General features: G+C 59.7%; 17 protein-coding genes. 10 read left to right on the top strand and 7 right to left on the bottom strand.

Going from position 1 to position 17,104, the window contains the following annotated elements; all coding sequences use genetic code 11:
• Positions 1–269 precede the first annotated feature (269 nt).
• Both C476_RS13690 and C476_RS13685 read left to right on the top strand, forming a co-directional pair.
• Complete coding sequence (locus C476_RS13690; protein WP_008013968.1) at positions 270–719, top strand: hypothetical protein; 450 nt, start codon at positions 270–272, stop codon at positions 717–719.
• Positions 720–1,657: 938 nt separating this feature from the next.
• Positions 1,658–2,107: a hypothetical protein gene (locus C476_RS13685; protein WP_008013966.1), complete on the top strand. Its 450-nt coding sequence runs from the start codon at positions 1,658–1,660 to the stop codon at positions 2,105–2,107.
• Positions 2,108–2,341: 234 nt separating this feature from the next.
• On the opposite strand, the gene C476_RS13680 is transcribed toward C476_RS13685, so the two are convergent.
• Positions 2,342–3,397, bottom strand: coding sequence for a PGF-CTERM sorting domain-containing protein (locus tag C476_RS13680; RefSeq protein ID WP_083857066.1), 1,056 nt, complete (start codon positions 3,395–3,397; stop codon positions 2,342–2,344).
• Between the two features lie 1,155 nt (positions 3,398–4,552).
• Here C476_RS13680 and C476_RS17895 point away from each other — a divergent pair.
• Positions 4,553–5,443, top strand: coding sequence for a hypothetical protein (locus tag C476_RS17895; RefSeq protein WP_152418210.1), 891 nt, complete (start codon positions 4,553–4,555; stop codon positions 5,441–5,443).
• Positions 5,444–5,629: 186 nt separating this feature from the next.
• On the opposite strand, the gene larC is transcribed toward C476_RS17895, so the two are convergent.
• A complete protein-coding gene (gene larC, locus C476_RS13670; RefSeq protein WP_049911884.1) occupies positions 5,630–7,003 on the bottom strand; it encodes a nickel pincer cofactor biosynthesis protein LarC in 1,374 nt (457 codons plus the stop codon).
• A gap of 208 nt (positions 7,004–7,211) precedes the next feature.
• On the opposite strand from larC, the gene C476_RS13665 reads away from it, so the two are divergent.
• A complete protein-coding gene (locus tag C476_RS13665) occupies positions 7,212–9,443 on the top strand; it encodes a CDC48 family AAA ATPase (RefSeq protein WP_008013962.1) in 2,232 nt (743 codons plus the stop codon).
• A 186-nt stretch (positions 9,444–9,629) separates the two neighbouring features.
• On the opposite strand, the gene C476_RS13660 is transcribed toward C476_RS13665, so the two are convergent.
• Positions 9,630–11,858 carry an AAA family ATPase gene (locus tag C476_RS13660; RefSeq protein WP_008013961.1) on the bottom strand — a complete coding sequence of 743 codons (2,229 nt, stop codon included), beginning with the start codon at positions 11,856–11,858 and terminating at the stop codon, positions 9,630–9,632.
• A 140-nt stretch (positions 11,859–11,998) separates the two neighbouring features.
• Here C476_RS13660 and C476_RS19680 point away from each other — a divergent pair, with 140 nt between their 5' ends.
• The gene (locus C476_RS19680) at positions 11,999–12,133 is read left to right on the top strand and encodes a DUF7128 family protein (RefSeq protein WP_008013960.1); all 135 of its coding nucleotides are present in this window, start codon (positions 11,999–12,001) and stop codon (positions 12,131–12,133) included.
• Between the two features lie 24 nt (positions 12,134–12,157).
• Here C476_RS19680 and C476_RS13650 read toward each other — a convergent pair whose 3' ends face one another.
• Positions 12,158–12,403 carry a DUF7508 domain-containing protein gene (locus C476_RS13650; RefSeq protein WP_008013959.1) on the bottom strand — a complete coding sequence of 82 codons (246 nt, stop codon included), beginning with the start codon at positions 12,401–12,403 and terminating at the stop codon, positions 12,158–12,160.
• On the bottom strand, positions 12,403–12,834 hold the full coding sequence (locus C476_RS13645; RefSeq protein ID WP_049911882.1) for a DUF5796 family protein: 432 nt from the start codon (positions 12,832–12,834) through the stop codon (positions 12,403–12,405). Before C476_RS13645 ends, C476_RS13650 begins: the two co-directional genes overlap by 1 nt.
• 134 nt (positions 12,835–12,968) lie before the next feature.
• On the opposite strand from C476_RS13645, the gene C476_RS13640 reads away from it, so the two are divergent.
• The 4 genes from C476_RS13640 (at position 12,969) to C476_RS13625 (ending at position 14,835) form a co-directional block, all read left to right on the top strand.
• Positions 12,969–13,841: a shikimate kinase gene (locus tag C476_RS13640; RefSeq protein WP_008013956.1), complete on the top strand. Its 873-nt coding sequence runs from the start codon at positions 12,969–12,971 to the stop codon at positions 13,839–13,841.
• Entirely contained in the window at positions 13,838–14,173 is a 336-nt protein-coding gene (locus C476_RS13635; protein ID WP_049911873.1) for a chorismate mutase, read from the top strand. Before C476_RS13640 ends, C476_RS13635 begins: the two co-directional genes overlap by 4 nt.
• A 100-nt stretch (positions 14,174–14,273) precedes the next feature.
• A complete protein-coding gene (locus C476_RS13630) occupies positions 14,274–14,558 on the top strand; it encodes a ribbon-helix-helix domain-containing protein (RefSeq protein WP_008013954.1) in 285 nt (94 codons plus the stop codon).
• Positions 14,551–14,835 carry a type II toxin-antitoxin system RelE family toxin gene (locus tag C476_RS13625; RefSeq protein WP_008013953.1) on the top strand — a complete coding sequence of 95 codons (285 nt, stop codon included), beginning with the start codon at positions 14,551–14,553 and terminating at the stop codon, positions 14,833–14,835. The genes C476_RS13630 and C476_RS13625 overlap by 8 nt, the downstream gene beginning before the upstream one ends.
• 227 nt (positions 14,836–15,062) lie before the next feature.
• Here the strand turns inward: C476_RS13625 and C476_RS13620 are convergent, their stop codons facing one another.
• Positions 15,063–15,416 (bottom strand): type II toxin-antitoxin system PemK/MazF family toxin, encoded by a 354-nt coding sequence (locus C476_RS13620; protein WP_008013952.1) that lies wholly within the window; start codon positions 15,414–15,416, stop codon positions 15,063–15,065.
• Positions 15,413–15,652 carry a hypothetical protein gene (locus C476_RS13615; RefSeq protein WP_008013951.1) on the bottom strand — a complete coding sequence of 80 codons (240 nt, stop codon included), beginning with the start codon at positions 15,650–15,652 and terminating at the stop codon, positions 15,413–15,415. The genes C476_RS13620 and C476_RS13615 overlap by 4 nt, the downstream gene beginning before the upstream one ends.
• A gap of 376 nt (positions 15,653–16,028) precedes the next feature.
• Here C476_RS13615 and C476_RS13610 point away from each other — a divergent pair, with 376 nt between their 5' ends.
• Positions 16,029–16,634, top strand: a complete 606-nt coding sequence (locus C476_RS13610; protein WP_008013950.1) for a TetR/AcrR family transcriptional regulator — start codon at positions 16,029–16,031, stop codon at positions 16,632–16,634.
• Positions 16,635–17,104: the final 470 nt, after the last annotated feature.

Genomic DNA, 17,104 nt, shown 5'->3' with positions numbered 1-17,104 from the left:
TTCGGAGTTACGTCTCTGTATTTATTTGCTGATGATTTGATATCGAACTCGTACAGAGGATAGTCAGAGATGCAAGAAAGCTGTTCTCTGGGCCTTATACCCGCCAATTCGGCGTTTTAGTCGAAACTGTTCCTGGGGTTCATATTGGTCTCCGAGGTGGCTATCACCTGGGCAACGTGCCATGGCAGTGAAAGATCAGTAGCGTTGACGAGGAGTTGGCGACGAGCTGTGTCGGATGATCCGACACGTATGCCCGACACGCAAAAACTATGAAACGTGCACTCACGCTCGCACTGACGGTAGCACTGATCGGCGGCCTCACATTCATGGGGTTCGCTGGAACAGCGGCCGCAGGCAACTTCCAGAACGACGCTGGCGTCGATACCGACAATAGCGTCGACCAAGGTACGGATGCGGCGACTGATCAGGCCCAAGACACTGATCAGTCGTCCGAGCAAGACGGCGAGAACGAACAGGACCAGGAGGCTGAGCAAGGGAACGAACTTGACCAGGGTGACAACATCGCACTGTCTGGCGGCGGTAACGCGTATGCATTCAACAATGCTGACCAGACGAACAAGCTCCACCAGGATCAAGAGGCCAAGAACGATCAGGACAACAAGCCAGATGCGGACCAGGACCAGAAAGGGAAGACTGGTGCAGGTAGCATCGCTGTCCCGATAACCAACCTGACCGACTTCGTCAACGCCGCACTGTAACGCTGCGGTAACATCCACATCGATTTTCGTTCCGCGTTTTTTCTGCAACTGATCTCGAGTTCAGAACGAAGCAGCCCACGAGAAACGGTATCTGCACCAACACTTATCACGCAGCTGATTACTGAGTTCTATGCCAAAGGCGAAGTAGAGATCGTTGCCGTTCTCGAGGGTGTGCTGCTTCAGCCGTCATATTCGGTTCGGCTCGCGACCCAGCCGTCACTGCAGCAACAGCGATCCCGGCTCTGTTCCGGCTATTGATCCGGGTTGCTGTCTCGAGTTTCCGTCCCACCCCAGCACGGTTGCGGAGTGCTGTCATTGACTCGACATTCTGATACTCTGTAGTGTTATAGTGGTTTTAGACTATTAATTCTGATATTTGTATTTACGATGATGAATTGAAAAAGACCAGATCTCGCTAATAGTGCGGGAGATACTGTAGTCTCGAGAAAAGCACTACTGAGAGACGAATCGCAACCAGTCGTCGAACCATCTCACAGGGAAACATTCGGCTATACGATTGAAACTGCAAGACACGGACAGAATGAAACGACTGTAAATAAGTACGGGTCAGTCTATCGTATCCATGAGTATCTCTTCAGATTTGCAGTGTTCGGTGCTCGATTGTCCATTAGAAATGAATTAGGATTTTTATTTATTAGAACGGACTTTGTTCTGAACGTGTGCTTAAATATTTGTTTTTGTAGTCGCATATATGGAATATAAATAGGCAACATTCAGAGATACGAGAACATCGTTTTGATGCCTTTTGATGGACTAATTCGGCGTTTTAATCGAAACCGTTCCCGGGGTTCATATTCATCTCCGAGGTGGCTACCAGTTGGGCAACGTGCTATAGCGGAGCGAGATTGGTAGCGGCGAGAAGAGACTAGTGACGGGTCGAATCTAATTGACACGTGCGCCCGTAAACGGCTATAACTATGAAACGCGCACTCACACTCGCACTGACGGTAGCAGTGATCGGCGGCCTCACATTCGTGGGGGTCGCTGGAACAGCGGCCGCAGGCGAATTCCAGAACAACGCTGGCGTCGATACCGACGCTAGCGTCGACCAAAATACGGAGGCGACGACTGACCAGAACCAAGACGTCGATCAGTCGAACGAGCAAGACGCCGAGAACAACCAAGACCAAGAGGCTGAGCAGTCGAACGAGGCTGAGCAGGGTGACAACATCGCACTGGCTGGCGACGGTAATGCGGATGCATCCAACGACGCCACCCAGACGAACGACCTCACCCAAGACCAAGAAGCCACGAACGAGCAGACGAACCAGCCAGATGCTGACCAGGACCAGGATGCTGACACTAATGCAAACAGTGTCGCCGTCCCAATCGTCAATCTAGAGGAGTTCGTCAACGCCGCACTGTAACACCGCGGCAAAACCCATCTCCGATTTTCGATCCACGCTTTTTATCGTAGTTGATCCCGGGCCCAAAACCAAGCGGATCACGGGAACCGTTATCGATGCCGAGGAATAGCAACGCGATCTCCTTTGGCGGTGCCTCAGCTGCCGCCGCCAAGTAAGTACCAGACCGCTCTGAAAAATAGCAGTGCCGGGAAAATGAAACCGGAGTGGCCGAAGTGATTCGGTAGTTACTGCAGCTTAGTTCTGCTGACGGAATGCCAGCATGGCTGCGCCGAGGAGTGCGACCAGGGCGACGCCGACGCCGAACCCGGGCATACTGTCACCGCTGTTCGACTGCGACGCGTCCTGATCCTGGTCGTTCTCAGCGTCTTGATCGTTCGATTGATCGACGTTTTGGTCCTGATTTGTTTCCGCAGACGTATCCTGGTCGGTGCTCGCATCGTTCGAGACTCCCGAGTCGGTGCTGTCATCGCCGTTGGCGCTATCGCCGCCAGCAGACTTGTCCTTCTCACCTTTCTCGGTGTAGTCCTTGTCACCTTTCTTCTTGTCGTGCTTGGTATCGTCTTCCTTGTCGTCGTGTTTGTTCTTCATGTCCGGGTCCACGGTGGCCGAGTCGGACACGGAAACGAAGTTTCCGGCGTCTTCATCGTAGGTCTGGAGCGGTTCATCGTCGACGAAGATCGTCGCCGTAACCTCGGTCTGCGCAGTAATCTTCGATGTGTCGATCGTGACATCTTCGTTCGTCCCGGTTAGCTCGGTTGCACGACCGAGTTCGTTGCCGTCCGAATCAGTCAGGACGACATCGAACTCGGTGTCGTCATCGTCGCCATCCAGCAGGCTCGCTGTGTCGACAGTGACCTGCTCGAGCGTGCCCTTCGCAGATTTCTGATCGGACAGTTCGATGGTGGCGTCGTAGATCATCGCGTCATCGTCGTCTATTTCGTCACCGCCCTCTTCGGAGTAGAGCGTCGCAGTGTACTCTCCCGGTTCGTCAGGGGTCACGAAGATAGCAGCATCCGTGGCATCCTCAGGAATCACCATCTCATCAACGACCTCTCCGGACTCGTCTGTGACCTCGAGGTACTGTCCTTCCTGAGCGTAGATGGGCCCAACGACCATGGTGTCTGAGCCGTTATAGACACCGATGGCCTGATCGTTGAACGTGACACTGTCTTCGGTTGCTGCCGCTGCTCCGCCTGCAAACGCCACGGACATCGCAATCACGGACAGGACCATGAGTCCCGCCAGTACTACTGCGCGTCCTTTTTCGAGAGTTGTCGGTTTTGTTGTCATTTTTGTATTGGTTGTCTGTTTTCGAGTAGTCAGAGACCGAGTCGACTGTCAGCGTCGTGAGCTCGCGAGTCCAGATCTGCCGGACGCAGTCGCTGGCTCGTGAAGACGGCGGCCGTATCCGTACCTGCCCCCGCGACGTTCGCGAGGGCAGTACTTTCAGTTCGGTGCAACCGTCTAATTTCGTGTACCATCTGTCTCACTCACCCTTTCGGGGTGAAACAGCGTATTGGGAGTGGTAACTTTACTATACACAGCAATGAGTTCGGAATAGACAGGTTACCAGATCGAAGTAACTGCCTACCCTGACTCTCAGATGCAGTTATCTCTCGCCCCGCTCTCGGCTTCTGCGAGGAACAACCCAGGTATCGCGGCCACATCGACTCGTCGAAACACAGCGTCACACGCCGAAAGACGCCAGTCGTGATCGCGGCCACTCAGTAGAGACCGCGTCCCTCGAGTACAGTTGGATCAGAATCACTGCGCTGAGAGACTGTCTAGTGGAATGTGCGTCAGCTCGAGAGCTAGAGACGGTGCTTTGTCTCGAGTTGTCCCGTCGAAAGCCACCGATCGTCATTCATCCGGTCTGCTGTCCCGATGTCCCGGTGGGACCGAAGGGCGGCCGTGGCCCCACCGGGACTGGCTGACAGGAGCCCGTATCAAACTTCATCACGCGACAGCCCTGCGATCAGTATCGCCAGCAGTTTGGCTGTGCTCAGAGTGAGACTGACGACTGCTATCTTGCTTGTATCGGTACGCCACGTCACTGCCTGTCCACCGACTCGCTACCAATTTGGTGAATTATGCTATCCGTGATATGACCGCTAAAGATACTACGTACCCTATACTTTGGACTGCGATGTATATCAGCCTCCTAACGCTATCATATGATTTTATCTTTTAAATACAGCAAATAAATACATTCTTTGTTTTAATATCACGTGCACCATTACGCAATTTAGATAGTAGCTATCAGTTTGAACGGTGTTCCGCCTTCATGTGGGCCGATACGGTCGATTTCGACTGGGTGACGCATCGTGGGAAGGGGCAGGGAGTCACGGGTTGCAAGCGACACGACGCTCCGTGACGATCTACGTCCTGATCGGACACCTGTTCGAGTACGTGTGCGATCACCCAGACAACCAATATCAACACACTATGAAACGGAAATTCACTGTACTGCTGGCGGTCGCTCTCGTCGGTAGCATGCTGTTCGCAGGTGTCGCCGGAACGGCGACTGCCGAGGAACACGATAGCGAGGCAGCTGCTATCGACACCATCACGTTTTATAACGACGATGGTGGCGAACTCGAGCAGCTCGCACAGGCGACGTGGAACGACGATCACGACGAGTTCACGGTCGAAAAGTTGGACAAGAACGACGAAATCTCGCTGAACGTCAAAGACTACAATGACAACGGCCCGGTCGAAGTGGAGTGGACCTACGAAGGGTACGCCGGCGCTGATGCCCCCGATATCGTCCGCGTCACTGCCGACGGTGAGACGCGTGACTACGAGGTCGATACGACCAGCTATCCGTTCACCGGCACGGTCGACTCCTACGATATGTCGGCAGACGATAACGACGACAGCAACGGTGACGGCGACACTGTCGGCGATGGTGATGGCGACAGCGCCGATGACGGTACTGAGGAAGCCGACAGCGAGGCGGCCGCTATCGATACGATCACGTTTTACAACGACGATGGCGGCGAACTCGAGCAGTTAGCGCAGGCAACGTGGACTGGTGACCAGTTCGCGATCGAAAAGGTAGACAAGAACGACGAGATCTCGCTGAACGTCAAAGACTACAACGAGAATGGCCCGGTCGAAGTGGAGTGGACCTACGAAGGATACGCCGGCGCTGATGCCCCCGATATCGTCAGCATCGCTGCCGACGGTGAGACGCATGACTACGAGGTCGATACGACCAGCTATCCGTTCACCGGCACTGTCTCCTCCGAGGACATATCCGAGGACAACGGCGACAACAACGATGGTGACGACGACTTCGATTTCGGAGATCTGATTCCGATCCTCTCTAGCTGAGACGATCGATTACGATACTGTCTTTTTATTTGTTGGTTGGAACTGGTTGACGGACCGACATCGAACGCCGATCGGCCGTCACGGTGTGACGGGTGTCGTTTTGAGCACGCTCGAGGGGGACTGACAGTGACTTCGTCCTGATCGCGAACACAGTTCACCTCGAGAGACGATGGGCCGTCGCGACGATCACTCTCCCGTGCGATCGACACTGGCAGCCGCTTCGGCCCGTTTCAACACGGTTCGAATCGGGAGCGTCGTTTCCCGTGCGACCGCCGCCGCATCGTCGTACTCTGCACTCACGTCGTATACGTTGCCCTCGGAGTCACTCGCGATTTTCACGGCGACCTCGTATTCGTCGCCATCGACCTCGAGTGTCACCGCCTCGAACTCCCGGGTGGCGATCCACCGGTGGGTTGCCCCTGCGTCACGAATCCCCAGCGTGCCCGTCTCTTCGGCCAGCGCTCGAGCGACGCGTTCCCGATCGTCGGGTTTGCAGATCACTTTCACGAGGTGGCCAGGCCGGGACTTCTTCATCGTCGCAGGGATGATCGACACATCGCGCGCGCCCGCGTCCGCGAGTGACTCTTGCAGCCCGCCCAGCACTTCGGGCGTCGCGTCGTCGAGGTTGGTCTCGAGGACAGCGATGTCGTCTTCGACTAACTCACCCTTGCCGCTGCCGTCGCCGACCAGCACGCGGAGGACGTTCGGGTGCGGATCGAGATCGTAGCCACCTGCGCCGTAGCCCGACCCCTCGAGCGAGAGCGTCGGCAGTGTCTCGATACCTTCGGCAATGTGGCCCAAAATCGCTGCGCCAGTCGGCGTCAGCAGTTCGGCGTCGACTGGGCCGCCACGGAGCGACCAGTCGGCCCGCTCGGCGATTTCGACGACCGCTGGCGCGGGGATGGGGTACTCACCGTGGCTCATCGACACGGTTCCACCGCCTGTCGCAAGCGGTGTGGTGACGACGCGCTCTGGCTCGAGGTCATGGAGCAGCGCCGCGGCGCCGACCACGTCCGCGATCGCGTCGTCGGCCCCGACCTCGTGGAAGTGAATCGACTCGAGGTCCTCGCCGTGGACGCCCGCTTCAGCCTCGCCGAGGAGTTCGAAGATCGCGAGCGCGTCGCGTTCGACCGCTGGCTCGAGGTCCATGTCGGCGACGATTTCGCGGACCTCGAGATAGCTGCGGTGGGGGCCGTGTCCTTCGGCGTGGACGCCATCGTGATCGTGGTCATGGCCGTGATCGTGGTGTCCATGGTTATGATCGTGCCCGTGGCTGTGACCATTGCCATGGTCGTGGCTGTGCTCGTGATCGTGACTCGAGTCGCCCTGATCGTGGTCCGACTCCTCGTGGTCGTGGCCGTCCGAGTCGTCGTCTGTCAGGAACACGTCGACCGACGTCGCGGCGATGCCGCTTTTGTCGACGGTGTCGATCTTATATTCGACCTCGAGGGCGTCGGTCACAGGCGCTAAGACGTCGGGGTCGGCACCGGCATCGAGGAGGGCGGCGAGGATCATATCGCCGCTTGCCCCCATCCGGCCATCGAAAGCGAGAACGCGCATGTCCATAATCGGTTGGCAAGCGAGAAAAAGCCATCTCTCCGGCGGTTCGGCACGCTGTCGGTAGGGCCAAAACCCACCGAGGCCGGTACATCTTTGTAGCATCCCGCCCCAAGTATCTATGGTACCGACTAGCACATAGATGTGGGCTAACACAAAACCTATCCGATCACGTATCGGAGTCATTGACATCGCCGTCCATCCCTAAATCATGAACGAAGTCCAACTCGAGGTCGCGAAGGCGTACCCGAACGATTCGGGTCGTGGTATCGCCCGACTCGACCCGGACACGCTGTTGCATTTGAAGCTCAGTCCGGGCGACATTATCGAAATCGAAGGTGCAGACACCACCGCCGCGAAGGTCTGGCGTGCAGACCGGCAGGACTGGAACACCGATACCGTCCGTATCGATGGTTTCACCCGCCAGAACGCAGACGTCGGCATCGGCGAGCGCGTGACGATCCGCAAAGCCGAGGCGACGAAAGCGGATAAGCTGACGCTTGCGCCGCCGGAAGAGGCGTCGGTCCAGTTCGGCTCTGACGCCGCCGGCATGGTGAAACGCCAGATCCTCAAACGGCCGGTCGTCGGCCGCGACATCGTCCCCGTCATGAGCTCGACGAACCACCCGTTCATGCGCTCGCCGGGGCAGGCGATCCCGCTGATCGCCGTCGAAACCGAACCCGAGGGCGTCGTCCTCATCACCGAGGACACCGACGTCGAACTCCGCGAGGAACCGATCTCGGGCTTCGAGAAGACCGGCGGCGGGATCACCTACGAGGACATCGGTGGCCTCCAAAACGAGATCCAGCGGGTCCGGGAGATGGTCGAACTCCCGATGAAACACCCGCAGATCTTCAAGAAACTCGGCATCGAGCCGCCACAGGGTGTCTTGCTCCACGGCCCGCCGGGCACCGGGAAGACCCTGCTCGCGAAAGCCGTCGCCAACGAGACCTCCGCCAGTTTCTTCTCTATCGCGGGGCCGGAGATCATCTCGAAGTACTACGGCGAGTCCGAACAGCAACTCCGTGAGATCTTCGAGGACGCCACCGAGGAGTCTCCCTCGATTATCTTCATCGACGAACTCGACTCGATCGCGCCCAAGCGCGAAGACGTCACCGGCGAGGTCGAACGCCGCGTCGTCGCCCAGTTGCTAACGATGATGGACGGCCTCGAGTCACGCGGGCAGGTCATCGTCATCGCGGCGACCAACCGCGTCGACAGCGTCGATCCTGCCCTGCGCCGGCCGGGCCGGTTCGACCGCGAGATCGAGATCGGCGTCCCCGACGAGACGGGCCGCGAGGAGATCCTCCAGATCCACACGCGCGGCATGCCGCTGTCGGATGACGTCAGCCTCGGCCATCTGGCCGACGAGACCCACGGCTTCGTCGGAGCCGACATCGAGAGCCTGACCAAGGAAGCAGCGATGAAAGCGCTGCGCCGGTACCTCCCCGAGATCGACCTCGACGAGGAGGACATCCCGCCGAGTCTCATCGATCGGATGATCGTCAAACGCGAGGACTTCCGCGGCGCGCTCGCGGAGGTCGAACCCTCGGCGATGCGGGAGGTGCTCGTCGAGCTCCCGAAAGTCACCTGGGACGACGTCGGTGGTCTTTCAGATCCCAAAGAACAGGTCAAAGAGTCCGTCGAGTGGCCGCTCTCGAGCCCCGAGCGGTTCGACCGGCTGGGCGTCGACCCACCGGCCGGCGTCCTGCTGTACGGGCCGCCGGGCACCGGGAAGACCCTGATGGCTAAAGCCGTTGCCAACGAGACCAACGCGAACTTCATCTCGGTGCGTGGCCCGCAACTGCTCAGCAAGTGGGTCGGCGAATCGGAGAAGGCGATCCGGCAGACCTTCCGCAAGGCGCGGCAGGTCTCGCCGACGGTGATCTTCTTCGACGAGCTGGACGCGCTCGCTCCGGGACGAGGCGGCGAGGTCGGCTCGAACGTCTCGGAACGCGTTGTCAACCAGCTGCTGACCGAACTCGACGGGTTAGAGGAGATGGGCAACGTCATGGTCATCGGTGCGACCAACCGACCGGACATGATCGACCCCGCATTGTTGCGCTCGGGTCGGTTCGACCGCCTCGTCATGATCGGCGAACCCGACGTCGACGGCCGCGAACGCATCCTCGAGATCCACACCGAGGACACGCCACTGGCCGCCGACGTCACGCTGCGGGAGATCGCCGAGATCACCGACGGCTACGTCGGCAGCGACCTCGAGTCGATCGCCCGTGAAGCGGCCATCGAGGCCCTCCGCGAGGACGAAGAAGCCGACATCGTCGAGATGCGTCACTTCCGGCAGGCGATGGAGAACGTCCGGCCGACGATCACCGACGAGATCCTCGAGTACTACGAACAGATCGAAGAGGAGTTCCGCGGCGGCACGGCCGGCGGCCCCGACCCAACTGGTCGGCGCGGTAGTCGGATCGGCTTCCAATAACCTCGATCTCGCGACCCCAGTTTTCCGCTGTTCCGTACCCGACTTCGTTTGCCGTCCTTCCGTGACGTGAGCGGAGCCGATCAAAGCACACGGACCTCCGGCAGCGCTCGAGTCAGACCGTCGTCGTCAGTATTGACGTCCCTTCGATCGTCGTGCGGTGACGCTGAGACCCAGTGACCGTCGCACCTATAATCGATCAGTTGATTCTCGAGCCGCCTCGAAGTGTCGTCGTTCGATGCGGACCGTCGACGCCTTCTCGTTTGCCGTCGCTGGATCGTGCTCGCTTGCGACCTCGCGGATCGCCCGCATCGAGGCGTCCCTGACTAGCGCCTCGAGGTCGGCACCGGTGTAGCCATCGAGCTCGGCCGCGAGGGCATCGATGTCAACGTCGTCGGCGAGGGGTTTGCCGCGGGTGTGGACTGTGAGGATCTTCTCGCGCGCTTCCAGGTCGGGTTCGCCGACGAAGACGTGTGTGTCGAGTCGGCCAGGTCGGAGCAGCGCCGGATCGATCCCGTCTTTGCGATTGGTCGCAGCCAACACGACGAGATTGGGGTTTTCGCGCATCCCGTCGAGTTCGGTCAGCAGTTGTGAGACGACGCGTTCGGTGACCTCGTGGCCCTCGCCTCGAGCGGCCGTGATCGCGTCGATCTCGTCGAAGAAGACGATCGACGGCGACGCCTGGCGGGCCCGCTCGAACACCTTGCGGATCGCCTTTTCACTCTCGCCGACGTAGCGGTCGATGATCTCGGGGCCGTCGACGCGAACGAAGTTGACGTCAGTTTCACCGGCTAACGCGCGCGCGAGCAGTGTCTTTCCGGTCCCCGGCGGGCCGTAGAGCAAGACGCCCGAAGGCGGACTCGTGTTCGTCTCCTCGAAGAGCCGATCGTAGGTCAGCGGCCACTCGACGGATTCGCGGAGCGTTTGCTTTGCATCCTCGAGGCCACCAACATCCGAAAAGTCCGTCGTCGGCGATTCGGCGACGTACTCGCGCATCGCCGAGGGTTCGACAGAGGCCAGCGCCGCGTCGAAGTGGGCTTTCTGGACTGTCGGGTTCCGATTCCACTCGCGGCGCTCGTCGTCGGCTGCCGGTCGATCACGGATGGCGGCCATCGCGGCCTCGCTCGCGACGGCGTCGAGGTCTGCGCCGACGAAGCCGTGCGTCCGGCGTGCGATCGCGTCGATATCGACATCGTCGGCGAGCGGCATCCCGCGTGTGTGAACCTCGAGGATTTCCCGGCGACCGGTCTCGTCGGGCACGCCGATCCCGATCTCGCGGTCGAAGCGCCCGCCACGCCGGAGCGCGGGATCGATCGCGTCGACACGGTTGGTCGCACCGATGACGATCACTTCGCCGCGGGCGTCCAAGCCATCCATCAGTGTCAGCAACTGGCCGACGATCCGGTTTTCGGCGTCGCTGTCGTCGTCGCGCGTGCCGGCGATCGAGTCGATCTCGTCGAAAAAGATGATCGTCGGCGCGTTCTCGCGCGCCGTCTCGAAGGTTCGCCGAAGCTGTTCTTCCGACTCGCCCTTGTATTTCGACATGACCTCCGGGCCCGAGATCGTCTCGAAGCGGGCGTCGACCTCGTTGGCCACCGCGCGGGCGATCAGTGTCTTCCCGGTCCCCGGCGGGCCGTGCAGCAAGACGCCGGACGGTGGCTCGACACCGAGCCGTCTGAACAGCTCCGGTTCAGACAGCGGGAGTTCGATCATCTCGCGGACTAACTCGAGTTCCTCGTCTAAGCCGCCGATGTCCTCGTAGGTGACGCCAGAACTCGTGGGGGGCTCGTCGGCCCCGGCGTCGGACGTGGCTGCAGTCGCCGTGTCAGTCGAGTCGCTCGAGCGAGGATCGCGGACGGCGGTTCCGGCATCTCGTGAGCCAGCAGGTGTTGCGGGACTCGAATCCGTATCGACGATTCGGACCGTCGTCTCCCGCGTGATCCGCACGTCGCCGTCGGGATCCGTGTCGGTGACTTTGAACGGCTGTTGATCGATACCCTCGATTCGGACCTGCTCGCCGGCACGAACCGGTCGATTACGGAGTTTATCCGCTGCACCGGTTTCTGCGGCTCGCTGCTGATTCTCGGCGAGTCCTGGCGGCGCGATCAGCGTGACGCGGTCGGCATCGGTGATCGTCGATTTGTCCTTCGCGCGCACGGTCACGGTGTCGCCAACGTGAACGCCGGCGTTGGCTCTCGTGTCTCCGTCGATCTGAACGGCGTCGTCCGGAACGGACGGGTCTGCAGGCCACATCTTGGCAACCGTCGTCGACTCGCCGTCGATGACGACGGCGTCGCCGCTCAGGATACCGAGCTGTCGCCGCACCGGCTCGGGAATCCGTGCGACACCTCGGCCTGCGTCCCCCTTCTCGGCAGCGCGTACCGACAGCGTCACGCCGTCTCCCTCCGACGAACTCATAGTCGTTCCTTTCGGGCCAGCCACCTTGAGAATTGTCCCCGCGGGCGTCGTGAGACGCCACCGAACACGGGATTCTCGAGGCCCATTCGGTCACGACAACTGAAAAAACGCCTTTTGTTGTTCGTCTCCCATGAAAACGTATGGTCGTCCAGACAGAACGCGACGACACGACCTGGTACGAGTGTGAGACCTGCGGGCTCCTTTTCGACGAGCAGTCGGATGCAACGGACCACGAACGGATGTGTGACGACAGCGACCCATCCTACATTCAGTAGGACAGCCGCTAGATCCGAAATCGGTTACTCGAGGCGGTCGCGATGCTCGGCCGCGAGGTCGCGTGCCTGCTCTATCGTGTGGGTGTCCGTCCACCGGACGCGGTCGCCGTCGCCGTAGGCCAACGCGGATTTGAGTTCGTCCCGAAGGACACCGTGGTCGATCGCCAGCACCGTTCCCGACGCGTCGCCCAGTTCGTAGACGCCGGGCCGATCCGGGGCAGCGGCGACCGTCTCGCGGGTAAGGTCACGCCAGGGTTTTTGTAAGGGCATCAGTCGGCGCTCTCGACGAGTTCGTAGGCGTGTTCGCTCATCTCGTCTTCGGCAAAGACGAAGACGCGCCCGTCGACGGCCGAGAGGTCGGCATCGACGCGGACCGAGTAGGCCTCCGTCGCGACGCGTACGCCCGGGAACAGTTCCTCCTCGTCGTCGCGGTCGAGCATCACGCGGCCGACGCCAGTCGACTCGAGGATGTCGTCGTGGGTGTTCCGATCGTTGACGTAGGTCATGACACCCTCGACGCCGTCGGGATCAGTGACGAGGACGTGTACCTCCTTGCCCGGCGGGGTCGTCAGCGGCCCCTCGACGGGTTTGGGCGGCCCGTGGTAGAACACCTCTCGACCGTCGAGATACTGGACGACGATGCCGCCGTCGACGAGATCGACGCCGATCGTGCTGGGGGCGACGTCGTTGCGCGCGCTCATGACCACACGTTCGGTCGGATCCGGCAAAAGGCGTGCGTTCTGGGCACCAGCGAGCTGTCGAAAACCGACGCTCTCCATGTCGACGTATCACGAGGATCGTCAGCCGTAAGTATTCGGTCTGTGAGTGTCCGGATATGGATGGCCGTGCTGTCGCCCCCGCAGCTGGGACGGTACTCAACGCGCTCGCGACCGGGACCGGCTCGGCGTTCGCGATCGACCTCGAGACGACGGCGACCGTCGATCTCACTGACGACGGCGAAATCGTCGGCGAGATCGACGGTCAGCCCGACGCCGACACGGCGCTCATCGAGCGCTGTGCCGAACTGACGATCGACGAGTACGCCGACGCGGCGGGACTCGACGAAACCGACGTGGGCGCTCGCGTCCGCACCGAAAGCGAGGTACCGATGGCCGCCGGCCTCAAAAGTTCCAGCGCCGCGGCCAATGCGACGGTACTCGCAACCCTCGACGCCCTCGCAGTCGCCGATGCGGTCGACCGGATCGACGCCTGCCGGCTCGGGGTTCGAGCGGCTCGCGACGCCGGTGTAACGGCGACGGGCGCGTTCGACGACGCGAGCGCGAGCATGCTCGGCGGCGTGACCGTGACCGACAACACGAGCGACGCGCTGCTCGCCCGCGACGAAGTCGACTGGTGGGCGCTGGTCTATACGCCACCTGAACAAGCCTACAGCGCCGACGCCGACGTCTCGGCCTGCGAGCAAATCGCGCCGATGGCCACACTCGTCGAAGAACTCGCACTCGACGGCCGCTATGGCGAGGCGATGACCGTCAACGGGTTTGCCTTCTCCGCTGCCCTTGAGTTCTCGACGGGGCCGATGATCGACGCCATGCCCGACGTCGACGGCGTCTCGCTTTCTGGGACCGGCCCCAGCTACGTCGCCGTCGGCGATCGAGACTCGCTCGAGGCCGTCCGCGAGCGATGGGACGACCGCGACGGAACGACACGATTACTGCAAACGCGAACCGACGGAACACGAATACAATGACTCGAGAGTCAACAGACACAGCGATGGACGGTGGAATCGACGACGAAACACTGACACCCGAGGAGATGAGCCTCGACGAACTGCGCGAGGAGATCCGGACGATCGACCAGGAGATCGTCGAGCTGATCGCCCAGCGAACCTACGTCGCGGACACGATCGCGGCGGTCAAAGACGAACAGGGGCTGCCGACGACTGACGAGAAACAGGAACAGCAGGTCATGGAACGTGCGGGCGACAACGCAGAGCAGTTCGACGTCGACGCGAATCTCGTCAAAGCGATTTTCCGGCTGCTGATCGAGCTGAACAAAGTTGAGCAACGAGAGAGTCGGTAGCAAGAAATACGTATTTCACGTATCTGTTGTTTCTTTTCGTTAATAACTTCAGCGTTCGGACGGCGAAACACCTACAGTAACACGCAAGTAATACAGACGTATGTCCGAAGCGGCCACAAACAACGGCGACGACGAGATTGTCACGGTGAACTTCAAAGTCACACGGTCGTTCCTCGACGAAATCGAAGACACGTGGCAAGGACGTGGATTCAACAGCCGGAGCGAATTTATTCGGTATACCTTACGCGATGCCATCGAACATCCCACGTTCGACCGCGACGAACTCGTTGCACTCCTCCAAGCCGAAGAGGATGTTCGTGAGCAACGGACGATGAGTGCTGAAGAGACACGCGAACGGTTCGGCACTGACGGGACGAATGAGTGACGACGGGTGGACGTGGGAACTCGCATCGAAAGCGCAGGACGACCTCACTGCCCTCAATTCGAACGAACAGCAGCGCATCATCGACAAGCTCGACGAAATCGTCGATTCTCCGTGGCGTGATCCACCAGACTATGGTGAGCCACTCCAGAACAGCTCACGTCGTAAGGTGCGTATCGGCGAGTTCCGTCTTGCGGTTACTTTCCGCCGTGACGAGCACCGAATGGTCGTTGCTCGAATCAAGCGTCGTGGAGGCGCGTATACAGCTGACGACGACTGAGAAACTGTACTGGACACCGCCAAAGTAGACGAAATCTGTAATATCAGTCCAAGACCTGAACAAGGTCAAGCAGCGCGAGAATCGGTAGCCAGAATTGGAATCCGTATCTCCACATCGGGGGAGTAGCGAGTGAAAATTTTCCAGATGCTATTCAGTGGGTGGGCAAATACAATGTCTGTATCAGAAGCCACCAGTCGGTTTCTCTTTGGAAGACTGTATTACGTTCGTCAGTCTAGTCCAAGGCTCAGTTTCAACGCTTCGTCGACTGCCTCCATTACCTCTGTATCGAGACTCCCGATCACCGAGTGAATCCGTTTCTCGATGGAGACGACGCGAATCTGATCAAGACGGACCGACGAGTCCTTCTCGAACGGTGACTCTGCTGCTTCGACGAGTACCTCGAAGGGGTAACCTCTGTACGCCCCTGTCGCAGGTGCAACGATAGTCGTGCTGGCATTTTTGTTCCCGACATCGTTCTGGACGACGACTGCGGGACGCGTTTTCTCCATTTCGTGTCCTTCAGCAGGGTCAAGTCGAACGATTACAACGTCACCGCGACGAATGTCCGACTCCCCACTCATTCATCCAATTCGTTCCAGGCTTCGTCCGACGCCTCGTCCCACTCTTCGGCAAGTTCGTCCGCACTTTCAGAAGCCTCGCGGTATGCGGCAGCTAATTCGTCTTCATCGGGATGGTCGGATTCGACCTCAACGACGGCGACAGTCACGCGCTTATTCGCGTATTCCGTCCCGAGATAGATTCGACCTCGGTCGTCGGTCTCGCTGGTTTGGAAGTCACGAGCATCCACTTTCGTCATGCTGCTCAGTAGGCCCTGTCACTGAATAAGCCTTGCCCACTATTACCCACTGGACTACCCGTCTGTGAGTGGCACTATGGATCCGATGCGAACGAACGTAAACAGCGAAAGCGTCGATAGTCGAAATCAGGCCATATTCTAGCGCTCGAGAGGGCCGTAACTGCGTTGCCACAATTACTCTCGAGCCGGACGAAGAGATTTGCCACAGCTGGTCTTGGCAGCCAGTCATGATCTCGAGGACCGCCACCAACGCGATCAAATCGATTATGTGCTCCAAGGAGAGAGTTCGGGCAATGCATTCGCGCATGCCGAGACCCAGATCGGCAGCTATCTTCCGGGTACAGTGGAGGCGCAGCTACTGGCGAGGTGACCACCCGTGAACAACGACATCTTCGACGATCCGGCGACGACTCGCGAAGCAATCCTGGCAGCGACCTATCGAAGTCTGCAGCGACACGGCTACGCCGACCTGACGATCCAGAAGATTGGCGACGAACTCGAGCAGAGCCCCTCACTGATCTACCACCACTACGAGGACAAGGACGCGCTCGTCCTCGCCTGTCTCGAGTATCTGCTCGATCACTTCGAGGGCGAACTCGGGCGGGGACCGATCGAAGACCCCCGCAAGCGACTCGAGGGGCTCCTCGACTGGGGCTTTGGCACCGGGATGAGCGACGAGTGGCAGGCGTTTATGCAGACGGTCCTCGAGTTGCGCGTCCAGGCGATCCACGATCCGGCTTATCGGGATCACTTCACCCGGAGTGATCGGGTGTTCACGGAGTCGATCGCGTCGATCATCCGCGCTGGCGTCGAGTCCGGCGAGTTCCGCGAGTGTGAGCCGGCTGTCGTCGCGGAGCGGCTTCAGCTGCTCTTTTTCGGGCGGCTCTTGCGGTTGGCCAGTACTGCTGACGACCTCGAGGAGTGGGCTGTGGACGTCCAAAGCGAGGTCCAACAGTATCTTGAAACGCGCGTGTACGCCTGACCGGAGAGACCGCGTCAGTGTCAGGCCACACCCCGTGTCTGGCTGTTGGGACACCACACTGACTGGTTCGTGTGACTGATGGATCGGCACCGCGACACGTAGCGGTAGTCGCCAATCGTCGAAAGCCGTGTTTACTGCAAGTGGCGGGCTCGAGGGCCACGAAACTGTACGAGTAAGTATCGATTAGTGACAGTCCGAGTGGCGATCGATCGGGACCGACCCGGACAGTTCAGTGGCACTCATACGGATCGAGTCACCCACGCCAAACCCGCGATAGCGCAGGCGTGGTAACTGCTATCGTTTGATTTTGTCTGACGCACTCGAGGGTAATATACAATAAATACAGTCAGATAGTGCGATTATTCATATGGTTAGAACTGCATTGGACAACAAAGCATATATGCAACCGGTCGCAACGAACACTCGTACCCCTACCCATGGTCGTGCAAGCAAGTACGATCGGCCAACAT

The sequence above is a fragment of the Natrinema limicola JCM 13563 genome (genome assembly GCF_000337475.1).
Taxonomy (GTDB): Archaea; Halobacteriota; Halobacteria; order Halobacteriales; family Natrialbaceae; genus Natrinema; species Natrinema limicola.
This window is presented reverse-complemented; position numbering and strand designations above follow the sequence as displayed.